Source organism: Rhodococcus sp. LW-XY12, from assembly GCF_019317345.1.
Taxonomy (GTDB): Bacteria; Actinomycetota; Actinomycetes; order Mycobacteriales; family Mycobacteriaceae; genus Rhodococcus; species Rhodococcus pyridinivorans.
In genome coordinates this window covers 4,410,533-4,436,791 of record NZ_CP079225.1, presented here as the reverse complement: position 1 = coordinate 4,436,791, position 26,259 = coordinate 4,410,533, and the positions used below count along the sequence as shown (strand labels likewise).

The 26,259-nt window shown below is 67.6% G+C and carries 24 protein-coding genes and 1 tRNA gene; 16 read left to right on the top strand and 9 right to left on the bottom strand.

Annotated features, from left to right (window positions below; all coding sequences use genetic code 11):
* Positions 1-41: 41 nt before the first annotated feature.
* Positions 42-3,353 carry a bifunctional proline dehydrogenase/L-glutamate gamma-semialdehyde dehydrogenase gene (locus tag KXC42_RS20295; protein WP_219129485.1) on the bottom strand — a complete coding sequence of 1,104 codons (3,312 nt, stop codon included), beginning with the start codon at positions 3,351-3,353 and terminating at the stop codon, positions 42-44.
* 180 nt (positions 3,354-3,533) lie between these two features.
* Between KXC42_RS20295 and KXC42_RS20290 the strand changes: the two genes are divergently transcribed.
* Positions 3,534-4,319 carry a DUF1206 domain-containing protein gene (locus KXC42_RS20290; protein ID WP_219130527.1) on the top strand — a complete coding sequence of 262 codons (786 nt, stop codon included), beginning with the start codon at positions 3,534-3,536 and terminating at the stop codon, positions 4,317-4,319.
* A 3-nt stretch (positions 4,320-4,322) separates the two neighbouring features.
* Here KXC42_RS20290 and KXC42_RS20285 read toward each other — a convergent pair whose 3' ends face one another.
* On the bottom strand, positions 4,323-4,751 hold the full coding sequence (locus KXC42_RS20285; protein ID WP_006552647.1) for a hypothetical protein: 429 nt from the start codon (positions 4,749-4,751) through the stop codon (positions 4,323-4,325).
* 237 nt (positions 4,752-4,988) lie between these two features.
* Between KXC42_RS20285 and KXC42_RS20280 the strand changes: the two genes are divergently transcribed.
* Positions 4,989-5,495: a VOC family protein gene (locus KXC42_RS20280; RefSeq protein ID WP_219129484.1), complete on the top strand. Its 507-nt coding sequence runs from the start codon at positions 4,989-4,991 to the stop codon at positions 5,493-5,495.
* A gap of 124 nt (positions 5,496-5,619) precedes the next feature.
* Entirely contained in the window at positions 5,620-6,555 is a 936-nt protein-coding gene (locus KXC42_RS20275; protein WP_219129483.1) for a DUF1214 domain-containing protein, read from the top strand.
* An 18-nt stretch (positions 6,556-6,573) separates the two neighbouring features.
* Here the strand turns inward: KXC42_RS20275 and KXC42_RS20270 are convergent, their stop codons facing one another.
* Entirely contained in the window at positions 6,574-6,996 is a 423-nt protein-coding gene (locus tag KXC42_RS20270) for a hypothetical protein (RefSeq protein ID WP_033096299.1), read from the bottom strand.
* Positions 6,997-7,096: 100 nt separating this feature from the next.
* Here KXC42_RS20270 and KXC42_RS20265 point away from each other — a divergent pair, with 100 nt between their 5' ends.
* The 4 genes from KXC42_RS20265 (at position 7,097) to KXC42_RS20245 (ending at position 11,145) form a co-directional block, all read left to right on the top strand.
* A complete protein-coding gene (locus KXC42_RS20265; protein WP_006552644.1) occupies positions 7,097-7,339 on the top strand; it encodes a DUF2630 family protein in 243 nt (80 codons plus the stop codon).
* Between the two features lie 406 nt (positions 7,340-7,745).
* Positions 7,746-8,309: an alkyl hydroperoxide reductase subunit C gene (ahpC, locus tag KXC42_RS20255; protein ID WP_006552642.1), complete on the top strand. Its 564-nt coding sequence runs from the start codon at positions 7,746-7,748 to the stop codon at positions 8,307-8,309.
* 146 nt (positions 8,310-8,455) lie between these two features.
* On the top strand, positions 8,456-10,051 hold the full coding sequence (ahpF, locus tag KXC42_RS20250; RefSeq protein WP_033096297.1) for an alkyl hydroperoxide reductase subunit F: 1,596 nt from the start codon (positions 8,456-8,458) through the stop codon (positions 10,049-10,051).
* A gap of 206 nt (positions 10,052-10,257) precedes the next feature.
* Complete coding sequence (locus KXC42_RS20245) at positions 10,258-11,145, top strand: hypothetical protein (RefSeq protein WP_219129482.1); 888 nt, start codon at positions 10,258-10,260, stop codon at positions 11,143-11,145.
* Positions 11,146-11,307: 162 nt separating this feature from the next.
* On the opposite strand, the gene KXC42_RS20240 is transcribed toward KXC42_RS20245, so the two are convergent.
* A tRNA-Gly gene (locus KXC42_RS20240) sits at positions 11,308-11,378 on the bottom strand.
* Positions 11,369-11,566 carry a hypothetical protein gene (locus KXC42_RS20235; RefSeq protein ID WP_063714189.1) on the bottom strand — a complete coding sequence of 66 codons (198 nt, stop codon included), beginning with the start codon at positions 11,564-11,566 and terminating at the stop codon, positions 11,369-11,371. The genes KXC42_RS20240 and KXC42_RS20235 overlap by 10 nt, the downstream gene beginning before the upstream one ends.
* A 220-nt stretch (positions 11,567-11,786) precedes the next feature.
* Here KXC42_RS20235 and KXC42_RS20230 point away from each other — a divergent pair, with 220 nt between their 5' ends.
* From KXC42_RS20230 to KXC42_RS20220, 3 genes are all read left to right on the top strand, one after another.
* Positions 11,787-12,422, top strand: coding sequence for a TetR/AcrR family transcriptional regulator (locus tag KXC42_RS20230; protein ID WP_006552639.1), 636 nt, complete (start codon positions 11,787-11,789; stop codon positions 12,420-12,422).
* Positions 12,423-12,456: 34 nt separating this feature from the next.
* Positions 12,457-13,047 carry a dCTP deaminase gene (gene dcd, locus KXC42_RS20225; RefSeq protein WP_006552638.1) on the top strand — a complete coding sequence of 197 codons (591 nt, stop codon included), beginning with the start codon at positions 12,457-12,459 and terminating at the stop codon, positions 13,045-13,047.
* 86 nt (positions 13,048-13,133) lie between these two features.
* The gene (locus KXC42_RS20220; RefSeq protein WP_064256163.1) at positions 13,134-14,198 is read left to right on the top strand and encodes a hypothetical protein; all 1,065 of its coding nucleotides are present in this window, start codon (positions 13,134-13,136) and stop codon (positions 14,196-14,198) included.
* Here the strand turns inward: KXC42_RS20220 and KXC42_RS20215 are convergent.
* The 4 genes from KXC42_RS20215 to KXC42_RS20200 are packed head-to-tail and all read right to left on the bottom strand — an operon-like array spanning position 14,190 to position 20,774.
* On the bottom strand, positions 14,190-15,836 hold the full coding sequence (locus KXC42_RS20215) for a glycosyltransferase family 39 protein (RefSeq protein ID WP_198162533.1): 1,647 nt from the start codon (positions 15,834-15,836) through the stop codon (positions 14,190-14,192). The two genes, KXC42_RS20220 and KXC42_RS20215, sit on opposite strands and share 9 nt — an antisense overlap.
* Positions 15,833-17,308, bottom strand: coding sequence for a glycosyltransferase (locus KXC42_RS20210; RefSeq protein ID WP_219129481.1), 1,476 nt, complete (start codon positions 17,306-17,308; stop codon positions 15,833-15,835). The genes KXC42_RS20215 and KXC42_RS20210 overlap by 4 nt, the downstream gene beginning before the upstream one ends.
* Complete coding sequence (locus KXC42_RS20205; protein WP_257605896.1) at positions 17,293-18,777, bottom strand: archaeosortase/exosortase family protein; 1,485 nt, start codon at positions 18,775-18,777, stop codon at positions 17,293-17,295. The genes KXC42_RS20210 and KXC42_RS20205 overlap by 16 nt, the downstream gene beginning before the upstream one ends.
* 5 nt (positions 18,778-18,782) lie before the next feature.
* On the bottom strand, positions 18,783-20,774 hold the full coding sequence (locus KXC42_RS20200) for a hypothetical protein (RefSeq protein WP_257605895.1): 1,992 nt from the start codon (positions 20,772-20,774) through the stop codon (positions 18,783-18,785).
* 176 nt (positions 20,775-20,950) lie between these two features.
* Here KXC42_RS20200 and KXC42_RS20195 point away from each other — a divergent pair, with 176 nt between their 5' ends.
* The 6 genes from KXC42_RS20195 (at position 20,951) to KXC42_RS20170 (ending at position 26,173) form a co-directional block, all read left to right on the top strand.
* Positions 20,951-22,093, top strand: coding sequence for a glycosyltransferase family 4 protein (locus tag KXC42_RS20195; protein ID WP_219129479.1), 1,143 nt, complete (start codon positions 20,951-20,953; stop codon positions 22,091-22,093).
* An 83-nt stretch (positions 22,094-22,176) separates the two neighbouring features.
* Positions 22,177-22,338, top strand: a complete 162-nt coding sequence (locus KXC42_RS20190) for a hypothetical protein (protein ID WP_019290926.1) — start codon at positions 22,177-22,179, stop codon at positions 22,336-22,338.
* 218 nt (positions 22,339-22,556) lie between these two features.
* Positions 22,557-22,883, top strand: coding sequence for a SelT/SelW/SelH family protein (locus KXC42_RS20185; RefSeq protein WP_039584985.1), 327 nt, complete (start codon positions 22,557-22,559; stop codon positions 22,881-22,883).
* 108 nt (positions 22,884-22,991) lie between these two features.
* Complete coding sequence (locus KXC42_RS20180) at positions 22,992-23,648, top strand: hypothetical protein (protein ID WP_039584983.1); 657 nt, start codon at positions 22,992-22,994, stop codon at positions 23,646-23,648.
* Positions 23,649-23,777: 129 nt separating this feature from the next.
* Complete coding sequence (locus KXC42_RS20175; RefSeq protein ID WP_006552627.1) at positions 23,778-24,572, top strand: hypothetical protein; 795 nt, start codon at positions 23,778-23,780, stop codon at positions 24,570-24,572.
* Between the two features lie 92 nt (positions 24,573-24,664).
* Positions 24,665-26,173, top strand: coding sequence for a hypothetical protein (locus KXC42_RS20170; RefSeq protein WP_219129478.1), 1,509 nt, complete (start codon positions 24,665-24,667; stop codon positions 26,171-26,173).
* Positions 26,174-26,259 lie beyond the last annotated feature (86 nt).

Genomic DNA, 26,259 nt, shown 5'->3' with positions numbered 1-26,259 from the left:
GGGTTCACAGGGCTTCGGCAGAACCGCTTCGGGGTTTGTTTTCAGATGATCTCGTCGGTGAGCCGGTGCGGTGTGCCGAATCGATGAGCGGTGATCGTGACGGACTGTTCGGCCAGGAACGGCAGCATTTCGATTCGTCCGGATCCGGTCACCGGATGGTCGAACACCGCGATGTCGCATCGGGTGTTCCATTCGGCGGGCGGCGCTGCGCCGATCAGGCGGACACGCGCCGGGGTCGTGTCGACGATCCGTTCCTCCCATTCCATATCACTCTCCACGCGCACGCGACCGCCGAAACGTGCTGTATTCGAGCATCTTACGAGATCGACGGCGAAAGCCGAAGAGATTTCCACCGGCGCGCCCGCCCGGGCCGCGGCACCGAGCACGCGCACGAGTTCGTCGGGCCGCCCGGCCTCACCGAGGCGTACGTGTGTGCGAACGGGCCGGTACCGGAACAGGTTCCGCTCTGCCGAGAGTCCTGTGACATCTTGTGCCACAGCGAATTCCGACGTCCATGCCCGCTCGTCGTCCTCGAACGCCCGGCGCAGCGTGTCCTCGTCCCAGATGCACGGTTCCCAGGAACCGAAGCCGAAGAGATAGTTCGGCCCGCCCGCCTTGAAGCCCGCTCCCACCGACGACTTCTTCCAACCCCCGAAGGGTTGCCGTCGCACGATGGCACCGGTGATACCGCGATTGACGTACACATTCCCGGCCTGCACCCGATCGAGCCAGCGGGCGATCTCGTCCGAATCCAGCGAATGCAGACCCGCCGTGAGCCCGTAGTCCACCTCGTTCTGGATCGCGATCGCCTCGTCCAGATCGGCCGCGGTCATCACCCCCAGCACCGGACCGAAGAACTCGACGAGATGCGTGCGCGACCCGCGTCGCACCCCGGTGCGCACACCGGGCGTCCACAGCCGGCCCTCCTCGTCGAGCCGGCGCGGTTCGACGAGCCACGACTCGCCGTCGTCGAGTTCGGTGAGCGCGGTGAGCAGTTTGCCCTGCGCCGGTCCGATCAACGGCCCCATACGTGTTCGCGGATCGTGCGCAGGCCCGACCGGCAGTGACCGCACCGCGTCGACGAGCTGGTCGCGGAACCGGCGGGAGGTCGCCACGGAGCCGACGAGGATCACGAGCGACGACGCCGAGCACTTCTGCCCGGCATGCCCGAACGCCGACTGCGCGATGTCGCGCACCGCCAGATCCGGATCGGCGCTCGGCGTCACGACGATCGCGTTCTTGCCGCTCGTCTCGGCGAGCAGTCGCATCCCCGGACGCAGCGAACGGAAGAGTTCGGCGGTCTCGTAGGCACCGGTGAGCACCACCCGGTCGACGCGCGGGTCGGAGACGAGCTTCGTGCCCAGCGACCGTTCGTCGGCGTGGACGAGGTGCAGGACGTCGCGAGGCACGCCGGCATCCCACATCGCCTCGGCGAGCACCGACCCGCACCGAGCCGTGAGCGTCGCGGGCTTGAGGACCACCGCCGAACCGGACGCCAACGCCCCGAGCGTCGACCCCGCCGGGATCGCGACCGGGAAGTTCCACGGCGGCGTCACGACGGTGAGGGTCGACGGCACGAACCGCGCACCGTCGATCTCGTCGAGCGCGCGGGCCCGCTCGGCGTAGTACCGCGCGAAGTCGATCGCTTCCGAGACCTCCGGATCGGACTGGTCGAGCGTCTTACCGCCCTCGGCCGCCATCACCTCGAGCAGATCGGCGCGCCGCGCCTCGAGCACATCGGCCACCTGTTCGAGAATCCGTGCGCGTTCGGCACCGCTGCGGGCACCCCAGACACGACCGGCCGCGTTCGCGTCGACCAGCACGCGCTCGAGGTCGTCCTCGGAGGAGAGGGTGTGGGCGCGCACGGTGTCGATACCGAGTTTCGACGACGGCACCCGCTCGAGGATGCGGCGCCCCCACTCCCGGTTCTGCGGCAGGGACGGATCGGTGTCCGGTGTGTTCGTGAACACCGGCGGCGCAGGGGTGGGAGGACCCTGCCGGTTCTGCGTGCGGTTGGGGGAGGGGACGCTGTCGTCGAGCGCCGCCACCGACGCACGGAACCGCTGCTCCTCGCGTCCGAACAGGGCGGGATCGTCGGCCAGATCGAACACCGCCGACATGAAATTCTCCTGCCCCGAACCCTCGTCGAGCCGACGCACCAGATACGAGATCGCGACGTCGAACTCGTCGGGGCGGACGACGGGTGTGTAGAGCAACAGGCTGCCGACGTGTCGACGGATCACCTCGGCCTGGCTCTGCGCCATGCCGAGGAGCATCTCGAAGTCGATCCCGTTGCGCACCTGCCGGCGACCGGCGAGCTCCCACGCGTAGGCGATGTCGAAGAGATTGTGCCCGGCCACCCCGATCCGCACGTTCTCGATCCGCTCGGGCGTGAACGCGTAGTGCAGCAGCCGCTTGTAGTTCGTATCGGTCTCCTGCTTGGTGCTCCACGTCGCGAGCGGCCATCCGTGCAGCGACGCGTCGACCCGTTCCATCGGAAGGTTGGCGCCCTTGACCACCCGGATCTTGATCGCGGCGCCGCCGCCTGCGCGTCGCGCCGCCGCCCACCGCTGCAGTTCGATCATGGCGGTCAGGGCGTCGGGCAGATACGCCTGCAGCACGATTCCGGCCTCGAGATGGAGGAACTCGGGACGGTCGAGCAGCGTCGTGAACGCCGCGACCGTCACGTCCAGGTCGTGGTACTCCTCCATGTCGAGATTGACGAACTTCGGCGTCGGCGAGGTCGCGGCGAGACGGTACATCGGGGTGAGCCGCTCGACGATGTCCGCGACGGTCTCGTCGAACGCCCATGGCGAGTGCGGCGCGACGGCCGCCGAGACCTTGAGCGAGACGTAGTCGACGTCGTCACGTGCCAGCAACGCATGGGTGCCCTCGAAACGGCGACGCGCCTCGGCCTCGCCGAGGACGGCTTCGCCCAGCAGGTTGAGGTTGAGCCGGATGCCGGGGCGTTGCAGTCGTGCGATGGCCCGGCCCAGCGCGGCATCGTCGGTGTCGACGACGAGGTGCCCGACCATCGTCCGGAGCGCGCGACGCGCGGCGGGGACGACGAGGTGCGGGAAGCGGGGACCGATCGCACCGCCCGCCCGCACGGCCGCGCGGAGGTGGACGGGAAGGAAATCCGGTATGTTCCGCGACAATTCGGCAAGGGCATGCGCTGCGGTCGCCGGATCCTCGGGGCGGATGACCTCGTCGACGAAGCGCACGGTGAACTCGAGTCCGTGGGGATCCTTCAGAACGTCGGCGAGGTGGCGGGCCGCACGGTCGGGTGCGACCTTCGACGATTCCTCCACCCACCGGCGGGCCAGAGCGACAGCATCCTCGACGATCCGCACGATGCGCCTCCGATCGACGGCGTTTCGAACCTGACGCCAATCTACCCACCGGAGCCGGTTCGCGTTTGCGGTCCGCGGTGCCGGGAATACAGCGCGAAGGGGACAGTCCCGACCGATGAGGAGACGAGAGTGAACCGTCAGGCCCCCGCGTCACGTGGCGCGGCGTCATCCGCCGAGCGCATGGCGCAGAACGGTGTATTCGAGAAGTTCGCACGTGCCGGCTACGTCGGCAGTGGCATCGTGCACCTGCTCATCGGCTACCTCGCGATCAGGGTCGCGTTCGGTCGCGGCGAGCAGGAGGCGTCGCAGTCCGGTGCGATGGCGGAACTGGGCGAGCAGCCCGGCGGGAAGATCGCGTTGTGGATCGCCGTCGTCGTCTTCGTGATGATGGGCCTGTGGCGGTTCGCCGAGGCTACCTTCGGCAAGGCGTCCGAACCGGAACAACCCGACGCCGACATGAAGGACAAAGCGTTCGACCGGTTCAAGGCCGCCTGCGTCGGTGTCGTCTATCTCGCCTTCGCGTACACCGCGTTCGGGTTCGCCCGCGGCAGCGGCAAGTCCAGTGGTGAACAGAACGCGGGTCTGACGGCGAAGCTGCTGCAGTCCGGTGCCGGCAAGTTCGTCCTCGTCGCCGCGGGACTCGTCATCCTCGGTGTGGGCGCCTACCACGTCTACAAGGGCGCGTCGAAGAACTTCGTCGACGATCTGAAGAGCCACCCGAGCACGTTCGTGAAACGTCTCGGGCTTGTCGGTTACGTCGCGAAGGGTCTCGCGCTCGGTCTCGTCGGTGTTCTGGTGATCGTCGCGGTCTTCCAGGCCGACCCGCAGAAGGCAGCGGGCCTCGACGGTGCTCTGAAGACGTTGGGCTCGCAGCCTTTCGGTACGGTGCTGCTCGTTCTCATGGGCCTCGGCATCGCGGTCTACGGCCTCTACAGCTTCGTCATGGCCCGCGACGCGAAGATGTGACGCTCAGTCGTCTGCGTCGTCGAACCAGAACGACTCGGTCGCGACGTAGTGGAGGGTCGGTGGGCCGGGCAACTCGAACTCGATCGCGCCCACCGGCCGCAGCTCCCCGTCGTTGTCTTCGCAACTGGCGGTCGCGATGTTGAGTCCTGCGGCGATCCCGGTGAACTCGAGGGTCTGGTAGTTCGCTCCGAAGATCTCCGCGATTCCGGACTCGCCGGTGCCGAGCGCCGCGACGCAGATGAAGGGGTGGTCCTCGTCCGGTGGGGACGTGTACATCAGCTTCACCAGCACGGTGTCTCCGCGGGTGCTGACCGTCCACAATCCTCGGGTGTCCGTATCCGCCGCTGCGCTCGCGGCAGGTGCGAAACCGGCGAGCAGTGCGAGCGGTGCGAGCAACGAGACCGTCGCACGCAGGGTCCTGCGATGGTTCATGGGATCTCCTCGGAACCGCGGTGAGTCTCCGACATATTCATCGTCCGCACTCGACATCCGGGGGAACGGGCGAATCGGATGTTCGTGAAGAAGACGTGACGGCGACGAGATCGTCGTACCCGGTCCGTGACTCCCCGGGTCACGAAGAGCTACCGCCTCGACCCAACTAGTTGACAACGCAACTAGTTGGGATCATCCTGGTCGAGAAAGCAACCACATCGGAAAGAAGGTGGATCGATGATCGCCGACGAGCAGCAGCGCTACGAAGAATTCGAGCGTCGGCGTGCACTCATCCGCGACGCACACCTGAAGCCTGCCGACGCGCGCCCGCAGTCGTCGGCGCGGGGGCTGCACCACACTGCGCTGATCAGCAGCGACGTCGAACGGACCGTGCGCTTCTACCAGGATCTCCTCGAGTTCCCGCTGACGGAGCTGATCGAGAACCGCGACTATCCCGGCTCCTCGCACTTCTTCTTCGACATCGGCAACGGCAATCTGCTGGCCTTCTTCGACTTCCCCGGTCTCGACGTCGGCCCCTATCGGGAGGTCTTCGGCGGTCTGCACCACATCGCGATCAGCGTCGCCCTTCCCACCTGGGAGCGCCTGCGCGCCAAGCTGATCGACGCAGGTGTCGAGCTCGTCGAACACAGCGACGTCTCGCTCTACTTCCGCGATCCCGACGGTGTTCGCCTCGAGCTGATCGCCGACCCGCTCGGCGAGATGTACGGCTCGAAGGTGCTCTAGCGCGAAGCTTTGGCACGAAGTAAGGGGAGGTTGTGTGCGTGTTCGTCCGAGTGACACGCACACAACCTCCCCTTCGCTTATCGTCGTCGCGCAGGAAGTGGCGCTTTCGACACAAGGAGTCCGCATGGCAGTGCACGTGAACGTCGACAACTTCGTCCGGGCCGAGACCGATCGGATGTTCGCCGATCTGCAACGCGATGCCGGGGGCGTGAATCTCCTGCTGCACAACCGTGAGCCGGCGGCGATCGACCGGCAGACCGTGATCCGCCTCAACCGCGACACCCTCTACAGCTTTGCGGTCGTCGACGTCTCGGAGGGCGCGACGCTCACCCTGCCCGAGCACGGCGAGCGCTACGTCTCTGCGATGATCCTCGACCGGGATCATTTCGTGCGCGCCGTCCACCACGACGCCGGCAGTCACCGCCTCGACGCCGAGTCGCCCTATGTGGTCGTCGCCGTTCGCACATTGGCGGATCCGGCCGACCCCGACGACCTGAAGGCAGCCGCCGCGATCCAGGACGGAATCCGCATCGACGCGGCGTCGGCGCGGCCGTTCATCGCAACCGAGTACGACACGACGAGTCTCGATGCGACCCGCACGGCGCTGCTCCAGCTCGCTTCCGGGCTCACCGGTTTCGATTCGACGTTCGGTCGTCCCGACGAGGTCGATCCGGTACGGCACCTCATCGGCACCGCGGCCGGATGGGGTGGGTTGCCCAGCAGCGAGGCCGCCTACATCGGCGTCGCGCCCCAGCTGCCGCCGGGAAACTACGAGCTGACGCTGAAGGACGTTCCCGTCGACGGATTCTGGTCGGTGTCCGTCTACAACGCAGAGGGCTTCTTCGAACCGAACCCACGCGACGCGTACAGCGTCAACAACATCACGGGAAAGGCGAACGAGGACGGTTCGGTCACCGTGCGCTTCGGCGATTTCCCCGAAGGCACGCCGAACGCGATTCCGACTCCGGACGGCTGGAACTTCCTCGTCCGTCTCTACCGGCCCAGGGCGGCGATCATCGACGGCAGCTGGACGCTGCCGGAACTCACGCCCGCACGGTGACCGCCCCGGACACGCTTGCTATTCGACGATCGGGAAGATCGACTCCCCGTCCTCGGGGGCGCCGCTGATCTGACCGCGGTCGACACGTGAATCCTGCACGATCACTCCGTCGACCTCGTCGGCGAGTTTCGAGTCCTCGGGGGCGCCGGTGGTGGCGTCGTCGATCACCTCGTCGACGTCCTCGGTGAGCTCGTCCGCCGGTGTCGCCGCGACAGGCTTGTCCAGCGGCTCGGCGGGTTCGACGTCGGGTTCCTCCTCGGCGAGGCGCTGGTCCAGCGACTCGCCTTCTTGCTCTTCACGCTGGGTCGTTCCGAACTTGTCGGCGCCGCTCCAGTCCTCGGGCGGGTCGACGACCTCGTCGCCGTCGTCGTTCCGCACTTCGTCGGCGTCGAGGCCTTCGCTGGGGCTGAGGGTGTCGCCGGGACCGTCTTCGATGCTCATGTCGAGGAGATACCCGGCCGGCCCGGTGCGAAACCGGCGGCGGTTTCACTCCTGCCGGATGAGGCTATGCCGACGGAACACCACATCGAGGGAGTTTCCCATGGACGAGAACGAACTCTTCCAGCACATCGAGAAGCTGGTGGACGAAGAGAAGACACTGCGCTCACGAACCGGCGCGGACGGTCCGAGCGACGAGGACCTGCAGCGGCTGGCCGCTGTCGAGAAGAGGCTCGACCAGTGCTGGGACCTGCTGCGGCAGCGTCGCGCGAAAGCCGAGTTCGGCGACGACCCGGACGACGCCCAGGCGCGGCCGGTCGACGAGGTCGAGTCCTACCGACAGTAGGGCGCCGACGGTGGGTCGACCGTTCTGCTTCGGCGACGAACCGTAGCCGGGTAGTTCGGCGTTCAGCATGTCGAAGTGCTGGGCGAGGTGCGGGACGAGGGTGGAGAAGTCGTCCATCGTGGCGCCGATCCCGTGCAGGAGGGGTAGGGGTTCACCGGATCCGGTGCGGCGGTAGCTCGGTCGTGAGTGCACCGGTTCCATCTTTCCCTTCCGGACGGGCCGGAGTGCTCTGTCGCAAAGGCTGTGTGTTCTGTCACATTCGTGAGGAAGGAAAAGCAACGACCTGGCCGAATGCCGTGTTATAGCCCTTGCTTATCGAATTTCTAGAAACTATCGATTGGCACAATTAATAGTTCGCGGATAACGTCGAAGCCGTCAACCCCATCGAGACGAGTGAGGTTTCTACATGTCGCTGATCAACAAGAAGATCAAGCCCTTCAAGGCCGAGGCTTTCAAGGACGGCGCCTTCGTGACCGTGTCCGACGAGGACATCAAGGGCAAGTGGGCGATCTTCTTCTTCTACCCCGCAGACTTCACGTTCGTCTGCCCGACGGAGCTCGGCGACCTCGCGGACCACTACGAGGAGCTGCAGAAGCTCGGCGTCGAGGTCTTCTCCGTCTCGACCGACACGCACTTCACGCACAAGGCATGGCACGGCTCGTCCGAGACCATCGGCAAGATCAAGTACGCCATGATCGGTGACCCGACCCTGCAGATCAGCACCGACTTCGAGGTCCTCCGTGAGGACCAGGGCCTCGCCGATCGCGGCACCTTCCTGGTCGACCCGGACGGCGTCGTCCAGTTCACCGAGGTCACCGCTGAAGGCATCGGCCGCAACGCCGCCGAGCTCGTTCGCAAGGTCAAGGCTGCTCAGTACGTCCGCAGCCATCCGGGCGAGGTCTGCCCGGCCAAGTGGGAAGAGGGCGACGACACCCTCGCTCCGTCGCTGGAGCTCGTCGGCAAGATCTGATTCGTCGACGGAAATTCGTTCCGGTGGCACGGGATCGAACGTCCCGTGCCACCGGGCACCGTCCGGGTCCGCTCGGCTCGAGCTGAGAAGTTCGCCGACTCCCATCTCTTCCGGTCACAGTTCTTCCACCTCTGGAGTGAATCCTCATGCTCGACGCCTCCCTCGCCGCCCAGTTGAAGTCCCTTCTCGAAAAGGTCACCCAGCCGATCGAGCTCGTGTCGTCCCTCGACGACCGGCCGAAGTCGAAGGAACTCGCCGATCTCCTCGATCAGATCGCCGGCATGTCCGATCTGGTCACCCATGTGCGCGACGGTGAAGCCACCCGTCGCCCCTCCTTCCTGATCCGCCGGGTCGGCACCGACATCGCGGTCGAGTTCGCGGGCATCCCGCTCGGCCACGAGTTCACCTCCCTCGTGCTCGCCCTGCTGCAGGTCGGCGGCCACCCCTCGAAGGAGGCCGTGGAGCTGCTCGAGCAGGTGCGCGACCTCGAGGGCGACTTCCACTTCGAGACCTACTTCTCACTGTCGTGCCAGAACTGCCCCGACGTGGTGCAGGCCCTGAACGTGATGTGTGTGACCAACTCGCGCATCAAGCACACCGCGATCGAAGGCTCGCTCTTCCAGGACGAAGTCGACGCACGCCAGGTGATGGCAGTGCCGACCGTCTTCCTCAACGGTGAGCTGTTCGGCTCCGGACGCATGAACCTCGAGCAGATCGTCGGCAAGCTCGACAGCGGTTCCGCCGAGCGCACCGCCGCCGCGATCAGCGAGAAGGATCCCTTCGACGTCCTCGTCGTCGGTGGCGGCCCCGCCGGCGCGACTGCCGCGATCTACGCCTCCCGCAAGGGAATCCGCACCGGCGTTCTCGCCGAGCGCTTCGGTGGCCAGGTGCTCGACACCATGGCCATCGAGAACTTCTCCTCCGTCCCCTACACGGAGGGCCCGAAGTTCGCTGCCGAGCTCGAGAACCACGTCCGCCAGTACGACGTCGACATCATGAACGTCCAGAAGGCCTCGAAGCTCACCCCGGCCCCCACCGAGGGCGGCCTCGTCGAGGTCGAGCTCGAGAGCGGCGCCCGGTTGCTCTCGCGCAGCGTCGTTCTCGCGACCGGTGCCCGCTGGCGCGCGATGAACGTGCCGGGCGAGCAGGAGTACCGCAACAAGGGCGTCACCTACTGCCCGCACTGCGACGGCCCGCTGTTCAAGGGCAAGCGCGTCGCGGTCATCGGTGGCGGTAACTCCGGTGTGGAGGCCGCGATCGACCTCGCCGGCGTCGTCGCCCACGTGACCCTCATCGAGTTCGACTCGGTCCTGCGCGCCGACGAGGTGCTGCAGCGCAAGCTCCGCAGCCTGCCCAACGTCGACATCATCGTCAGCGCCCTCACCACCGAGGTCCTCGGCGACGGTTCGAAGGTCACCGGCCTGACCTACACCGACCGCACCACCGACGAGTCGCGCACCCTCGAGCTCGACGGCGTGTTCGTCCAGATCGGTCTGCTGCCGAACACCGAATGGCTCACCGGCACGGTCGAACTCAGCCCGCGCGGTGAGATCGTCGTCGACGACCACGGCCGCACCTCGGTGCCCGGCGTGTTCGCCGCCGGCGACTGCACGACCGTCCCGTACAAGCAGATCATCGTCTCCGCAGGTGCGGGTGCGACGGCCGCGCTCGGCGCGTTCGACCACCTCATCCGCACGAGCGCCCCGGCCCAGGCTGAGGAAGCGGTCGCCGCGACCGTCTAGGCGTCACTGCAGCCCTGTGGCCGTCACCCCTTCCGGGTGGCGGCCACGTTGCTTCCTCGGGGAGGTTGTTGTCGAAGATTCTGCGGAAATCGCCCATATCCTCCCCCGATTCACCCAGCACAGGCATTGACGCGCTCTTTACCCCGGCGCTTCACTGAAATGCGTACGTGTGTCCCCATCGCGACGGTGTCCCAGGAGGTCGACCTATGCGCAGCACACGGAAGTCCGAACGGCGGCGCAGACGCGAAGGACGCCTGTATCGCAGAGCCGCCACGGCGGTGGCGCTCATGGGACTGGTCGCCCTGTGGGTGAATCCCGCGGCGTCGGCGGACGAGTCCACGGGATTCTCGCTTCCCTTCTCCGGAGCACCGGCCTACGAGCATCTGGCGCCGACGCAGGTCGCCGACCCGTCCCGGTTGCACGCTCCGCTCGGTCGGGAATGGGCCGAGGACATCGCCCGGCAGATCGGGCTGAAGCCGGAAGATGCGTTGTCGGAGCAGCAGGCCCGTGATTTCACCACCGGCGGGGGAGTGGGCGGCAGCAAGGAGGCCGCCGAGATCATCCAGGATTCCATCGACATCCTCATCAATACGACCGGCCACCCCCTGTACTCCGACGTGAACGGTGTCTCCACCCCGACGGTGCTGGGCAGTTACGGCCTCTACGTGACGCCCGACGGGATGCTGCAGAGCCCGGCCAACGCGTCGGCGCCGACGAGGCAGGTGAACACACTCATCGCGCCCGGCGGGTACGTCGACACCTGGCTGCGGAACAACGACGCGACGGACACGCTGGTGGCGCTGTACCGGTCGGCGTACCCGATCGAAGCGACCTTCGGTTTCGCGGCGCAACAGATATCCGGCGCCGCACAGCTGGTCACCAATACGAAGGGCGACGTCGTCTCGACCGTCGGCATGTCGATGGCGCCACCGCTGTGGATCGTGAACTTCGCTCTCATCTACGCCGTGAGCCCTTCCCTCGCGGCCGCGATGCCGGCCTACTGGGCTCCCATCCCGCCCGAGGTTGCCGAGGCCATCGAGGCGAGCCCCACGGGTCAGGTGCCCTACGCCGATTACGCGTCGTACCTCCAGTGAACTTCGGGGAGCCGCGCGTACCTCGAAGGCTGCCGGTAGGGCTGTCGAGGTAGGTGTTGTTGTCGAAGAACGCGGGAAAATCGACAACAACGTCGGCCCCGATACGACGAACGCCCCGCATACGACCGAAGCTCCGACCGTGTGGTCGGGGCTTCGTGTGAGAGCCGATGACGGGAATCGAACCCGCGTATTCAGCTTGGGAAGCTGATGTTCTACCATTGAACTACATCGGCACGCTGGGCTTTTGCCGATTCTCGTCGACTCCGGCCCGAGCTTTCGGAGCAAACTGTAGCAGACTCTCCGGGTCGATCGCGGGACCCCTGGACCACACCGAGAGCCCGCCGCCGCGGTCGAAGCGACGCTGGTCGCGCGGCGTCCACGGCAGCAGCATCTGCTCGAAAATCGTGTCGTCGATCTTCACCTTGTGGAGGTTGTCCTCCCAGTACTGCTTTCCGGGTCCATCGCGTTGTATTCGGCCGGGCTCGACTCGGTGGAGCGCACCTGCGCGTGTGCCTTGTCGACGGGCGTCGTCATCGAATGTCCCGCATCGTCAGAGGTGACCACGACTGTCACCCGGATGCGCGCCGACGGTAAGACCGGAGGTTGCGCGGCACGGAAGCGGACGCTGCGAAGATGGAGGCATGGCAACTGGACGGCTCTACGGTGGACGCGCAGGCGAGGAACGACAGGCCGATCGGCGAGCGCAGCTGATCGAGGCCGGTCTCGATCTCCTCGGAGCTGCCGACGGCGAAGCCACCCTGTCGGTGCGCGGTGTCTGCAAGCGCGCAAGTCTGGCCTCGCGCTACTTCTACGAGAGCTTCGCCGACCGCGACGAGCTCACCGGTGCCGTCTACGACCACGTCGTCCAGCGCATCGCCGAGAGCACGCTCGCCGCCGTGGCCTCGGCACCGGCCGACGACGACCGCGCGATCGTGCGGGCCTGCGTCGAGAACATCGTCCGCGAGATCGACGAGGACCCGCGGCTCGGCCGCATGCTGTTCTCCGTCAGCCAGGCCAACACGCAGCTCGCGAAGCGGCGCCTCGACTCGACCCGCATGTTCGCCGGGCTGGTCACCGCCCAGGCCGAGAACATCTACGCCATCACCCCGAGCCCCCGGCTCGACCTGGCGGCGCACTACGTCGTCGGCGGACTCGCCCAGGCGCTGACGGCCTGGCTCGACGGCACCGTGCCGCTGAGCCACGACGACGTCGTCGAGGAGTGCACCGAACTGCTGATCACGATGTCGGCCCAATTGCGACGCGACTCGGCCACGTAGAACCCCGCGGCCGCGCGATTGTTAACCTCTACGCGTGCTGCTCTCCGATCGCGACATCCGCGCCCAGATCGCCTCCGGGCATCTGGGCATCGACCCGTTCGATCCGGAGCTGGTGCAGCCCTCGAGTGTCGACGTCAGACTCGACAGCCTGTTCCGCGTCTTCAACAACACGCGTTACACGCACATCGACCCGGCGAAGCAGCAGGACGAACTGACGTCGCTGGTGCAGGTTCCCGAGGGTGAGCCGTTCGTGCTGCACCCCGGCGAGTTCGTGCTCGGGTCGACGATGGAGCGGTGCACCCTGCCGGCCGACCTCGCCGGTCGCCTCGAAGGCAAGTCGTCGCTGGGCCGGCTCGGTCTGCTCACGCACTCGACGGCCGGGTTCATCGACCCGGGTTTCGACGGGCACATCACCCTCGAGCTGTCCAATGTCGCTAACCTGCCGATCACGCTGTGGCCGGGCATGAAGATCGGTCAGCTGTGCCTGTTCCGGCTGACGAGCCCCGCCGAGCACCCGTACGGCAGCGCGAAGGTCGGGTCCAAGTACCAGGGCCAGCGCGGGCCTACGCCGTCGAAGGCGTACCTGAACTTCGTGCACAAGCATCCCGACGCGCGTCCGAGCTAGTTCGTCCTGCGCACGTCGCAGACGAACCCCGGGGTGAATCTCGTCCGTGCGGTCGGGCACCCTCTCGCCCGGGTTAATCTCTGCATGTGCGCGTCGCTGCGGTCGCCACCACACTGCTGCTCCTGCTCGCGGCCTGCGCGCAGGACACCTCGTCGCGCCCCTCGCCTCCCGAGGATCTCCCGGTAGTGCGTGCCGACGGTGACCGGCTCGTTCTCGACGGCCGGACGTGGTGGCCCGCCGGACTCAACGCATACCAGCTCGGTACCCGCTGGGAGGTCAACCACGGATGCGGTGCCGAGGTGGACCTCGACGACTTCTTCGGCACGCTGGCGCCGCGTTCGATCGTGCGTTTCGACGCCTTCCAGTCCCACGCTGTCCACCGGATCGGCGGCACGCTCGACTTCACGGCGCTCGATGCCGTCTTCGACGCCGCCGAGCGGCACAGGGTGTACCTGATCCCGGTGCTCGCCCCGCAGGACAGTGATTGCGACGCGGGTGGATACAAGCAGGCGGACTGGTACGACGCCGCTTGGCACGACCCGCTGCCGGGTCATGTGCTCGCCTACGACGACTGGGTCGCGACCGCCGTCGAACGGTGGGGTTCGTCACCGGCGGTCGCGATGTGGGAGCTGATCGGCGAACCCGAGACCGCGACCTGCACCGACGACGAGTGCACCCTCGAACGACGCGAGTGCTTGCCCGGCGGTGCTCGGCTGCTCCGCAACTGGATCGACGAAGCAGCCGGCATAGTCCGCGAGCACGACCCGGACCGGCTCGTCACCGTCGGCACCATCGGAGGCGACCAGTGCGGTTCCGCCGGCGACGATTTCGCGACCGTCACCGACGCCGAGCAGCTCGACGTGGTGCAGTACCACGACTATGACGACGCACAGTTCCTCGAACGGCGGCTCGACGGATTGTCGAAGCCGATGCTCGTCGCCGAACTCGGTGTCCGGGCCGGTTCGTGCCGCGCGGTGAGCGAACGTGCCGATATCGTCGACCGCACGCTCACGCGGTACCGCGATCTCGGGGCCGACGGCGCACTGATGTGGTCGTTCGTCCCCGACCCGCGACCGGACGAGTGCACCTACGACATCGGCCCGGACGACCCGGTCCACTACGTCCTACGGCGTCACCACGGCTCAGGGTGACGTCCGGTCGAGTACCCGGAAGAGTCGCCAATCGGGTTGGTCGGCACCGTCGTTGGGGATTTCGAGTTCGAGTACCGCGATGTCGCTGCCGGTCTCGTAGATGGTGGGGTAGCGGCGGTTGACGGCGTCCGATGTTCCGCGGCCCTCGTTGGGGACGGTCAGGATGTACTCGACCCCGGAGGCGGAAGGGCGGTTGAGCACGGCCGTGAAGTCGGAGTCCGAAGGGATGACGAACGTCTCGGGGCGTTCGGTGGCCGAGAAGATCGCGAACCCGTAGACCGTGTCCATCAGCACCGAGCCCGGCGGTAGGTCCATCGCGTCGAGGTATTCGGCGATGCGCCGTTCTGTGGAGAATGCCGCGATCACCTGTCGCTGCTTCTCACGCACCTCGGACGGATCGTTGTCGTCCGGGAACAGGGCCGTGCGCAGCGCGTGCTGTTCCTGCGACAGGGTGGGCGAGCCCATCGCGACGAACGTGACGGGCAGGCTGCACACCAGGAGCACCGCACCCAAGGGTGCTGCGCCGCTGGGGTCCTCCGTCCTCGGAACGGCATGCGGCCCGGGGCGTCGTGCCGTGAGCAGTCCACGTCGCGGAGCCAGTTGTACGACCCACACCGCGAGCAGCGGGATCGCGCAGATGTAGAAGCGCAGGAACGGGAAGGTCATTCCGCGTGCATAGGACAGGGCCGCGAAGCCCAGGACCGCGCCGAAGACGACGAACGGCACGAGCGGTTCGAGATCGCGTCGTCGCCATGCGAGCACCGCCACGACCGGGATCAGCAGCGGAAGCGCCGGCCCGAGCACGACGGTCTCGGCGAGCGAGAAGGCGATCGCACCGAGCCCGCCCGACGACCCGCCACCGCTCTGCTCGAGGATGGCGGCGTTGCCGTAGGCCGAGGTGAACTGCGCGAGCCATTCACCGGTGACGAGCCAGCTCGTCACGACGAACGCGACGAAGGCCAGGGCGAGGGGAGCGGCGACGAGGATCGCGTCCATGATCGCCGGCTGCCATCCCGAGCCGGGAGCGTACCGTCGCGATCGGTACCGGACGAGCAGTGCGACGAAGACCGTCACCGCCCCACCGACGGCCAGCGCGTCGTACCGCGCGAGATACGCCAGTGCCAGGGCGATTCCGGCCAGCGCCAGGTCGTGGATGTCGTCGGTGCTGCACCAGCGGATCAGGCGACGCGCGGCCCAGCACAAGGCGAACAGGAACGGCGCCTCGCTCATCCCGTTCGCGCCGTAGTAGACGATCATCGGGTTCAGGGCGAACACCGCCGTCACCGTCCACACGAACCACGGCGTGCAGCCGCGATCGCACGCGATGCGGTGGATCTGCACCGCCGCGCCGGCCATGAACGGCGCCGACATGAGCACGGCCGTCACCGCATAGGCCGACAGTCCCGGGAACCACGCCGACAGTCCTGTGAGGGGCACCTGGACGAGCGCGGTGAGGGGTGTGAACACGAAACCGATGGCAGCGAGGTGCGGGTCGCGGCTGAGCAGCACCGACCGTGCAGCGCTGACACGGCTGAGCGAATCACCCTGGTAGTACTGCACGTCCAGCGCGAGCCACAGTCCTACCACGAGATAGATCAGGCAGGCGGTCCAGAACACCCACGTGCTGCGGGTCCTCACGACGACAACCCGTGGAAGGTCTTCTCCCAGTAGGAAGGATTACGGATGAGCTGATAGGTGCCTTTGATCGCCGCGATCGACATGAGGACCCAGTAGAACGGCACGGTCAGGCACGGCCACCACAGGTTCGAGTGGCCCGTCTCGCGGCACGCCACGAAGTTCATGTACATCACGGCGACGTTGCCGAACACGAGCGAGATCAGCGCGGGGAAGTAGGCGTACCAGGGGAAGATCTCCTCGATCAGTTCCGCCTGGCCGAGCAGCCACGCGAGCGTTGTCATCCAGAACACCATGTTCAGGCACGCGATGATCGGCGTGCCCGCGAGCAGGGTCGTGAAACGCAGCATCCCCGCGGTGCCGATCACCCGCCACAACCGGACGGGCCGGCGCATGTGGACCAGCCAGGTCTGCAGATAGCCCTTGTACCACCGGGATCGCTGCCGCACCCAGTTGATCGGATCGCTGTTCGCCTCCTCCAGCGTGGTCGAGTCGAGAACCGCAGTGGAGTAGCCGGATTCGGCGATCCGGACGCCGAGGTCGGCGTCCTCGGTGACGTTGTACGGATCCCACGCACCGATCTCGTCGAACACCGATCGGCGGATATGGTTCGACGTCCCGCCGAGCGGGATCGGCGAGTGCGACTTCATCAGTCCGGGCAGGATGAAGTTGAACCACAGCGCGTAGTCGGCGGTGAACCAGCCGGTCAGCAGGTTCTGGGTTCCGTTGTGGAAGGCCAGCTTCGCCTGTACACATGCCACGTCGTCGCCGAGACGGTCGAAGACGACGACCACCCGGCGCAACTGCAGGGGCTCGGGGAGGTCCTCGGCGTCGAAGATCGTCACGATCTCGCCCGTCGTGAAGTGCAGTCCGTAATTGCACGCCTTCGGTTTCGTCCGGGGGTCGGCGGCCGGGACGAGCAGGATCTCGACGCTCTCGCCGAGCCCGGCCTTCTCCGCGGCCTCGATCGTGACGGTGTCGTCCTCCTCGAGCAGCAACAACACCTGGAGCTTGTCGGCCGGATAATCGAGCGCGGCCATCGCGGCGAGCAGGTCGCCCACCACCTCGGGTTCGTTGTAAGCGGGGACGAGCACCGTGTACGGCGGCAACTGGTCGTCGGTGAGGGCGAGAGCTTGCTCGTCGTCGACGATGAACTGCGCGTCGCGTGCCATGCCGCGGGTGAACAGCAGCAGCCGGTCGGCGAGGGTCGCGATGTACCCGAAGGTGCACAGCACGGTGAAGACGATCAGGGTCGGTTTCGTCGCCACGACGAGCGCGAGCACGAAGGCCCCCGCGAGTGCGAATCCGAGGTATTTCTGCCACGGTACGAAGGCGACCGACGCCGACGAGACGGGGCTGCGTTCGCGCAGTCCGTGCACCGCTTCGTGCAGGGCCGCGGTCCGGTAGGCGTCGAACTCGACGGTGTCTTCGGGCGGAACATCGTGTCCCGAGCCGACGTTCACTCGCCCTGCCATTGCGCCTCCACGAGTTCGCGACCCACCTCGATGAGCATGGAACGGTCCTTGTACTCGGGATCGGTGTCCTCGACGGTGCCGTTGCCGCGCAGCAACACTCGCATCAGAGTGCGCGCGTTGGCGACGGTGTTCGGCTCGGGCTGCGGGAACGGCGCATCGAGTTCGTGGTTGTCCACCGTCAGCAGGCTCACGCGCTGGGCGACGGTGTCGCTGCGGGTCCACACGAAGCTGAGCAGGCTCCACGTCAGGAGCAGGTTGTCGTCGACGACGGTGAAGTACTCGGCGGTGACGCCGCGACCCAGATCGACATATTCCTTCGGGCTCACCCGTGATTTGCCCAGTGCGTACATCGATTCGGTGGGGTACACCGCGAACGAACCGACACGACGCACCTGCAGGGTCTGCACGGCGACGGTGCGGGGACGCAGCAGCCGATCCCATTCCGGGTTCGGTTCCTCCGCCCGGAGCATCTGCCGGCGCAGCACCGATCCCTGACGGAAGTATGCGCGGGGCCAGTCGTAGTCGACGGACGACAACTGCACCCATCCGGATGGGACGATCTGGGTGGCGGTGCCCGAGTAAGGGGGCCCGACCGAGACCGGCGTCAGGCGCTGGTCGGGAAGCGGCAGGAGTGCGGCGAGCAGGGTGGCCACCGCGACGCACATCGCTCCGCGCACGGCCTGGGGAACCGACACCGGATTCGGTGGCAGCGTGCGTGGCGCGAGCCCGCGGTAGGTCCACAGATAGGCACCGGCCCCGACGACCACCGTCGCGACCACCGCCGGCACGTACTGCGACACGGCGATGGGTGCGTCCGGCCACCGCTGATCGACCAGGACGAGCACCACCAGACCGGTCACGAATGTTGCGGAGCCGTAGAAGAATCCGCGGGCCCGGGTGCGCCGCGTCGCGAGTCCGACAGCCGTGGCGGCGAGCACGAGCGTGACCTGTCCCGCCGCGAGCTTCGTGCCCCCGGCCTCGACGAGCACGATCCGGTAGAGCACGGGCGAGCTCAGGAAGAGCATCATCCATGCTTCCCAGTACGCCGCGGTCACGCGCAGGCCGAACATCGCGACGCACGCCCCGCACACGAACACCCACGCGGCGAGCACGTCGAGGTGCATCACCTGATAGTTCGTCGCGTAGCGCGGCATCAGCAGCCCCTTGATCGCGAGCGCGATCAGCAGCAGGAGCACCGACGTGATGATATCGGTCTGCCGGTCGTGGATCGGCAGTTCGTTCTTCCGCTGCCGCGTGATGCCGATCGCAACGATCGCGACGAGAGGCGGCACGATGAGGACGTAACCACCCGTGGTGCCGGTGCGGATCTCGTCGAGCAGCTGCAGCCAGGTGGAGTGGAAGCCGATCAGGGTTGCGGCGACTATCACGATCCACCGATTGGTGGTGTGCAGCATCGCGTTCGTGAAGAACCGCTCGATGAACGACGGATGCTCGGTTGTCGTGGTCATCGTGTTCACCGCGACTGCGGACGGCGCCGACGGGTGAGCGACCACACCGCGGCGCCCGCCGCACCGACGACGAGCAGGACGACCCCCGCGACGACCACTGCGGTCACCGTGCTGTCCGATTCCGACGACGCCGCGTCGACGTCGTCGTCCCGGGTGCGGGGATCGATGAGGGTGATCGGTTCGCGGTCGGGCGCGGTGAACAGCACGCTGCCCTCGAGTTCGAACCAGCGACCGGGCTCGGCGGCGAGCCAGTCGAGCGTCCGATCGAGTTCCTCGGGAGCACCGGTCGACGTGGCGACCAGCACGGTGCGTCCGTCGTCCCGCACGACCTGCAACGAGGCGAAGTCCACCTCGGTGCCGAAAGTGAGGCTGGTGCTCTCGCCGTCGGCGTTGCGGACCTCGAACCGGCGGTCCTCGGTGCGGACGAGCGGCAGCTGCGACTGCAGATCTTCGGGCAGGAGACCGTTCGCGGCTACGATCACTGCCGGTCCCGACGAGGCGAGCGCTTCGTCGATCGTCACCCATTCGGGGTCGAGCGGACGGCTGGTGAGCGACTGGAGCCCGGCGACGAGCTCGACGGCACGGGCGACGTCGACGAGGCTGCGATCGGAGGTGGCGACGTCGACCTTCGGCATCAGCGTCTGGGGCAGCGACGGGAAGCCGACGGGCAGCGGCGGATCCGCGAGGGTGCTGAAGACACGACTGCCGCCGTCGATGCGCAGGGTGACGGGTTGCTGCAGACCGCACTGCTGCTGCGCGCCGGTGGTGCGGAGTTCGACACTGATGTCGGTGAGCCGCCCGAGGGCCGAGTTCGGAACCGTGACGACACGGTCGATGACGCCGCTCGCGTCGGCGGCCCACGAATCGAGCATGATGTCGCCGACGGAGACGGTGATCGACCCGCCCTGGGTGGCGGGGAGCGGGGTGTAGGTGCCCTTCAGGTCGATGCGCACATCGCGCACCGGCCGCCCGAATTCGGTCTGGTCGAGGAAGAGGTGTACGTCGGCGAGGCCGAGACCGCTCGTCTCGAGGTCGGACACTCGTAGGTCGTACAGGGTGGTCGAGTCCGGAGCGAGGATGGGCGGGACGTCGAAGGTGCCGACGGCGACGTCGGAACCGACGGCAAGACCGGACAGGATGCTGTTCACCAGGCCTACCTGGTCGAGGAGGGTCTGGGCGTCGCCTCGGACGTACAGGGCGGGCGGCCCGTCGGGCACCGGCACGACCTCCGCACCCGTCTGGTCGCCCTCGCTGACGACGATCTGCCGGACGAGCGGGGTGTCGGCTGCGGGGGGTAGGCCGTTCGCCGGGAGTTCACGTACGTCCACGGGCACCTGCCGCCCGGGATACCGGGCGCTCACGGTCGCTGCGAGGTCGAGGGCGACGCCCGCTTCGGCGTCCGTGGGGTCCTCGGCCAGATACAACTCGAGGCGATCGAGGACCGGCGGGAGGTAGTCGGCGACCGCTTGCGGCGCCGCGGGTGTGCCCGCGTACCGGACCAGACCGTCGCGCAGACGTACCGAACCCAGCGTCCAGTCGTCGGGGCAGATGTTGTCGACGGCGACCAGGTGCAGATCGAGCGAGACCACCGCGGCGCCGTTCTCCACCTTCGCCCCGGCGAGCGGAATCGTCAGGGGCACGATGGCGCCACCGGGCGGCAGTTCCACGCGGGTGAGCAGGCGCCCGTCCGAGACGACGTCGATCCATCCGCGCGCGACATTCGTGGGCAGTTCGGCGGTGGTGTCCAGGAAGGCGGGAGTATTTCCGGCCGGGACAGGAAATGCGAGTGTGACGACATCGGAATTGCCACGGAATTCGATGTTCGGCCCGAGCCCGAGCTTGCGGGTCGGGAATGCGACCTCGCCCGGAGGAGTCGGTTCCGTCGGTTCGAGATCCTGCGCTGCAGCGGTAAGCGGGTTCGCGCACAACGTCATCGAGGCGGCAAGAGCCAGCACGAGGGTGCGACGGGAACGGCGACCGGTTCTGGGCGATGTCACTCGAGCAGCGTATTGCGTCCGATCACGAGAATATTGCAGACGCGGCAACAATTCGGTGTGACGTTGCGCTGTTGTAACGGAACGACGGCCGGCCTCGATTTCAGCCGACGACTCGAATCGGACGAATCAGGAGGCCCCGTGGCGGAAGCAGCGAGGGATCGGACGGTTGCGGCGCCGTGAGCGATCCGCTGTTGTTCGTCGCGCACACCGGTGAGCGGTCGGGTGCCGAGAAGGTCATGCTGATGCTCGTCGACGTCGCTCTCGCGCAGGGGCGTCGGGTCGTGGTGGCGTGCCCTGACGGGTCGCTCGCCGACGCCCTCCCGGCCGGATGCGTCCGTGTCCGGTTGCCCCGGCTGGGCATGTGGGGTCAGAGGGGAGTCGGGCGGATCGCGGGCCTGGCGGGTCTTCCGGTGCGGTGGCTGGTGGGAGCGCGCAGGCTCCGTCGCGTGCTCGCCGCGGAGCGGCCGCGGGTCGTGTGCAACTCGTTGTTCGCATTGCCGTCCCTGCGGCTCGCCGTGCTCGGCACGTCCCACCGTGAACGTACCGGGTGGCTGGTGCACGACACTCTGTCCTCCCGTAAGCAGCGCATCGTCGCCCGGATGGGCAGGGGTGCCGTGGGTGGAGCGGTCGCCGTCTCGCGGGCCTCGGCCGTGCCGGTCCGTGAATGCGGATATCCGGTGGTCGTCGCACCGCACGGCGTCCCGATCCCGCCTGTTCCGTCCCGGTCGACATCTCCCGATGCCTCGACTCCCGAGGACTCGACTCCCGATGCCTCGACCGTGCGGGTGGGCATCCTCGCGTCGGTGACGGAATGGAAGGGACACCGTGTCCTTCTCGAGGCGGTGGCCGAGGTGCCCGGGATCCGTCTCGATGTGGCGGGGGAACCGTTCCCCGGCGACGAAGCCTTCCTCGACGAACTGCGGCGTCGCGCACACGCCCCCGACCTGCGCGGACGAGTGTCGTTCCTGGGTCGGGTCGATCCCGCCGAGGTCTTCGCGGTGTGGGACGTGATGGTCTCCGCGAGCACCTCGCCGGAGGCGGGGCCGCTGGTCGCACTGGAGGCGATGGCGCACGGTGTGCCCGTCGTCGGCACCGATCACGGAGGGACCGCCGAGCATCTGGCCGACGGCGCGGGACTGCTCGTTCCGCCCGGCGATGCGAAGGCTCTGGCAGAGGCGTTGCGGCGACTGATGTCCGCTCCCGACCTGCGGAACGACATTGCCGTCACCGCGCGTCGCCGGGTGGAGGAGCGCCACGACATCGAAGTCACGTTGCCGGCCATGGTGAACGCCTTGTGGGCGACGGGCGTCACATCGTGAGGCGGCCTCGAGTATTGCTTTTGCAACCATGTTGTGATCGCCGATGTTTGGTGTTCCCGGCGGATTCGCGCACACTGTGAGCCATGTGGGTGTGGATCGCATCGGCGCTGGCGGCGTGGCTGGGCCTCTCGGCTCTCGGCGCGCTCGCGGTCGGTCGGTTCCTGTTCGTCTCCGAGAGGGAGGAACAGCTCGTCGAGATGCAGCGGGAGCAGCGCGATCCTGCGAATCCTCCCGTCGCTTCCTGACACGCCGGACGTCCGCCTGCGCGATACTCGCGAGTAACAATTTCTCGTGTCTAGACTCGGTTCCGCGTCGTCCTCCTGTCCCCCCATGTGAGGACGGCCGCACGGGTCGGCTACCCCCCATCGCCGGTCCGTGCAGAAGCCCCGGCCGATCCACCACCACGATTGCCGGGGCTTCACCTATTCCCGGGCCTGTTTCCGGCGGAGATATCCTGTCGCTCATGACCGAGCAGGCTCCCCGCGTCGCGGTCACCTTTTGCACGCAGTGCAAGTGGCTGCTGCGCGCCGGATGGATGGCGCAGGAAATGCTGAACACCTTCGGTACCGCTCTCGGCGAGGTCGCGCTCGTTCCCGGGACGGGGGGAGTGTTCCGCATCGTTGTCGACGACACGGTCGTGTGGGACCGCAAGGAGGACAAGGGCTTTCCCGAGATCGTCGTGCTCGAGCAGCGAGTGCGTGATCTCGTGGAGCCGGATCGTGATCTCGGGCATGTGGATCGGGCCGCCCGGGCCGATGCCCCACCTCGTCGCGACAGCAACGACATCTAGCGGTAACGTTCTCGTATATGTGCCCGCGTTCTACGCGCGTCGGGCACGGTCGACGGCGTGCCGCTCACGAAAGTGGTCGCCGACATCGAAATACGGGGAGGAAAATCGATGAATTCTGTTGCGAAGAAGGCTGCAGTCGCGGCCTCCGGTGCCGCACTGCTGGCACTGGTCGTTCCGGGCGTCTCGTCCGCTGCGGGTCCGAGCGTCTCGGCGAAGGCGGAGAACGGCGCCATCGTCGTCGACTTCGATCTGACGCGCGCCGACGTCGACCGCGGCGTCACCTGCGTCACCTACGTCCTGAAGCCGGGCACCGTCGACACGGCCGATCCGTCGGGCCGCATCGACGCGCAGCCCGCCGGCACGAGCTTCTCGGTGACCAACACGAGCACCTCGAGCGCGCTGTACATCAAGGACGGCGCACCCTCGCAGGCCGGCCCGGAGTCGATCACCGACGGCACCTACAACGTCTTCTGGGGCTGCCAGGACGCCTCGGGTGCGCAGTACGAGAACATCTTCGACGCGTCCGGTCGCCCCTTCACCGGTGGCATCTCCGTCACGGTCGGCGGCGGCGAGTCCGCACCGCAGGGCGAGTCGGCTCCGCAGGCACAGTCCGCGCCGCAGGCCGAGTCCGCGCCCGCACCGCAGGGCGAGGCCGCGCCCCAGGCCGACAATGTTCCGCCGGCCCCCCAGTCGCAGCCGGAGCCGGTCGACCCGCTCCAGTTCGCGATCAAGTTCCTGCGCGACTTGATCGGCGCCTACCTCTGATCGGAGTCCACACTCCGATCCACACGTGACGGCATCGGCGGCACCCATCGGGTGCCGCCGATGCCGTTTTCGTGCCGACCCTGTAGATGTGATCCGGGGTCGATTTCTGTGGCAGTGGAAGGAGAAGGGGTGGACGCCGCCTCGATCGCGACGGTTCTCGCATCGTCGCTGCAACTGCGACGTGCGTACGGCGCGAGCATGCGGCCGCTGACGTCCGGGGGCCACTGGTCCGAGGGTGACGGCTGGTGGATCGGCATCACCGCAGCCCCCGACCCCGACTACAACCTCGCGCTCGTCCACGGCGGCGACGTGACCGCTCACGCCCAGCATGTCTACGAGACGCTGACGGAGGCCGGTCACCCGTCGATCGTCCTGCTCGCCGGAGACGGCCTCGGCGCCGCCCAGGTTCTCGCCGACCACGGCTGGGTGTGTGCAGGTTCGCTGGACCTGACCTACCTCGTCGCCCACGACGCTCCGATCGATCCGGGCCTCCGGGTTCTCGGCGAGGACGACATGGTGCATGCCCGCGAACTCGCCGCCGCGACCTTCGGGATCGCCCCGGGGACCGCCGCGGTCGCCTACGCCGACGTCGTCGCCCGCACCACCGGCGTCGAGGTGATCGGGATCTTCGACGACGCGGATGCGGACGACGGGGCTGCAGCTCTGCAGTCCTGCACCCTGCTCGTCGACAGCGGACCGATCCGGACGGTGTGGTCGCTCGGCACCCGCACCGGCCGGCAACGTCGCGGATACGCGAACCGGCTGATCCGGGCCGGCGCCGCCCACACCCACACGCAGCGCGGCCCGGTCGCGATGTGCGGACTCACCAGGCCGCGTGTCACCCCGCTCTATCTCGCGGCCGGAGCGCGCGTCGCCGAGACCTGGCAGATGTGGTCCCGTCCGCGCTGGCTGCTCGGCAGCTGACGGACGTTCGGGTCGGTAACATTTGCCCGATTCGTCGCGACACACTGGCGACGTGCCCACTCCCCGGGGCGACAGCGAAAGGCCTGTGCATCGTGTCCGAACGAAGCATCCGCGACGCCGAACTGCGTCGTGAGCTCGGTGTTCCTCCCACCGTCGATCTTGTGGGGCATGCCCGCGATCTCGCTCGCGTGGCCGTGCCCGCCGCACTCGTCGCCGCGCTCGCCGCGGTCGCGGTCTTCTTCGTCCGTGACAGCGGCCCCGGGGTGTACGAGTCGTCGCTCGTCGCGGAGATCCGCTCGTCGGCATCCGTGTCCGGCAACGACGCGACCCTCGGGCAGCTCATCGCTCCCTATGTCGCGCTGTCGCAGGACTCGGCGGTCGTGGCCGCGATCGCAGCCGAGACGAACGAGGACCCCGCGAAGCTGCCGTCGAGGATCGACGTCGGCTACGGCTCGTCGCCCACCCTGCTCACCGTGACCGCCCGCGACGACTCGCAGGCCGACGCCGACCGGCTCGCGCAGACGGTCGTCACGCAGCTCGACCGCGCGCAGACCGAACGCAATCGCGTCGCCCTCGACGCGCGCATCGCCGAGCTGGACGCGGTCGTCGCCGGTCTGCGTGCCGACCTCGCCGCGAGTATCGCCACCGACGAGGAGGGCGTAGCCGATCCGGTGGTGCAGGCCGAACTCGATGCGCGGCTCGAGCAGCTCCGGCAGGCACGCTCGGGCGCGAGCCTCGAATACCTCCAGGTGCTGTCGATGCCCGCCGGTACCGGGACGAAGGTGTCCCCGATGCCGCGCGCCGAGGCCGCGGTCACCTTTCTCGCCGTGTTCGTCCTCGTCGCCGAGTTGCTGGTCGCGCTGAACGGACGCTTCGGAGCGTCGAACAGCCCGGCCTGGGCCCGGCGGGTCGCGCGTCGCCACCGGACAGCTGTGCAGATCGAGCGCGACGATCGGGAGACGCTTCCTCTCGACACGATCGTCATGCTCGGACAGCGCGCCTCGCTCGGCGACCACATCCTCCTCCTCACCGGCGAGGGCGTGACCGTCGAGACCGACGCCTTCGGCGATGCCCGCGACCGGATCGTGTGCTGCGGAGTCGGGGAACAGTGGTGGACCCGCGCGAAGACCGCGGGGCTCGCGCTCGCCGTGATCGTGCTGCAGGCCGGGGCCGAGGAGCGACCGCAGGCGGAGGACACACTGCGTGCCCTGGCCGAGATCGAGGTGCCCACGCGTCTCGTCCTGCTCGGTGCAGGACGCGAGTTGGTGCCCGTGCTTCCGGCCCGGCGCCGCGAAACGGCCGTGGAGGCGGCTCCCGAGCCCCCGGCTCCCGTCCCGGCCGCCGCACCTCAGCCCGCACCTGCACCTGCACCTGCGGCGCCTGCACCGCGACCAGTGCCCGACGACCGTCACCGGGCTCCGCAGCCGGTGCCGTCGCAACCCGAGTCGCTGTTCGTCCCGCCCCAGGATTCGGCCTACCGGCAGTACCGCTACGACGAAGGGCACGACTACGGATACGCCGACCAACAGAGCTACCGGGACGGGCACGCTCATCCCGAGCAGAACGGTTACGGCGAATCTCGGGAGACGTCGCGCTACTGACCGTGTTCCCGCCCGAGTTGAAGCTTCGCGCCGACAGGCTATAGTGATGGCGGTCACTCCAGGGGATGGGTTTGGCCTGCGCAGCC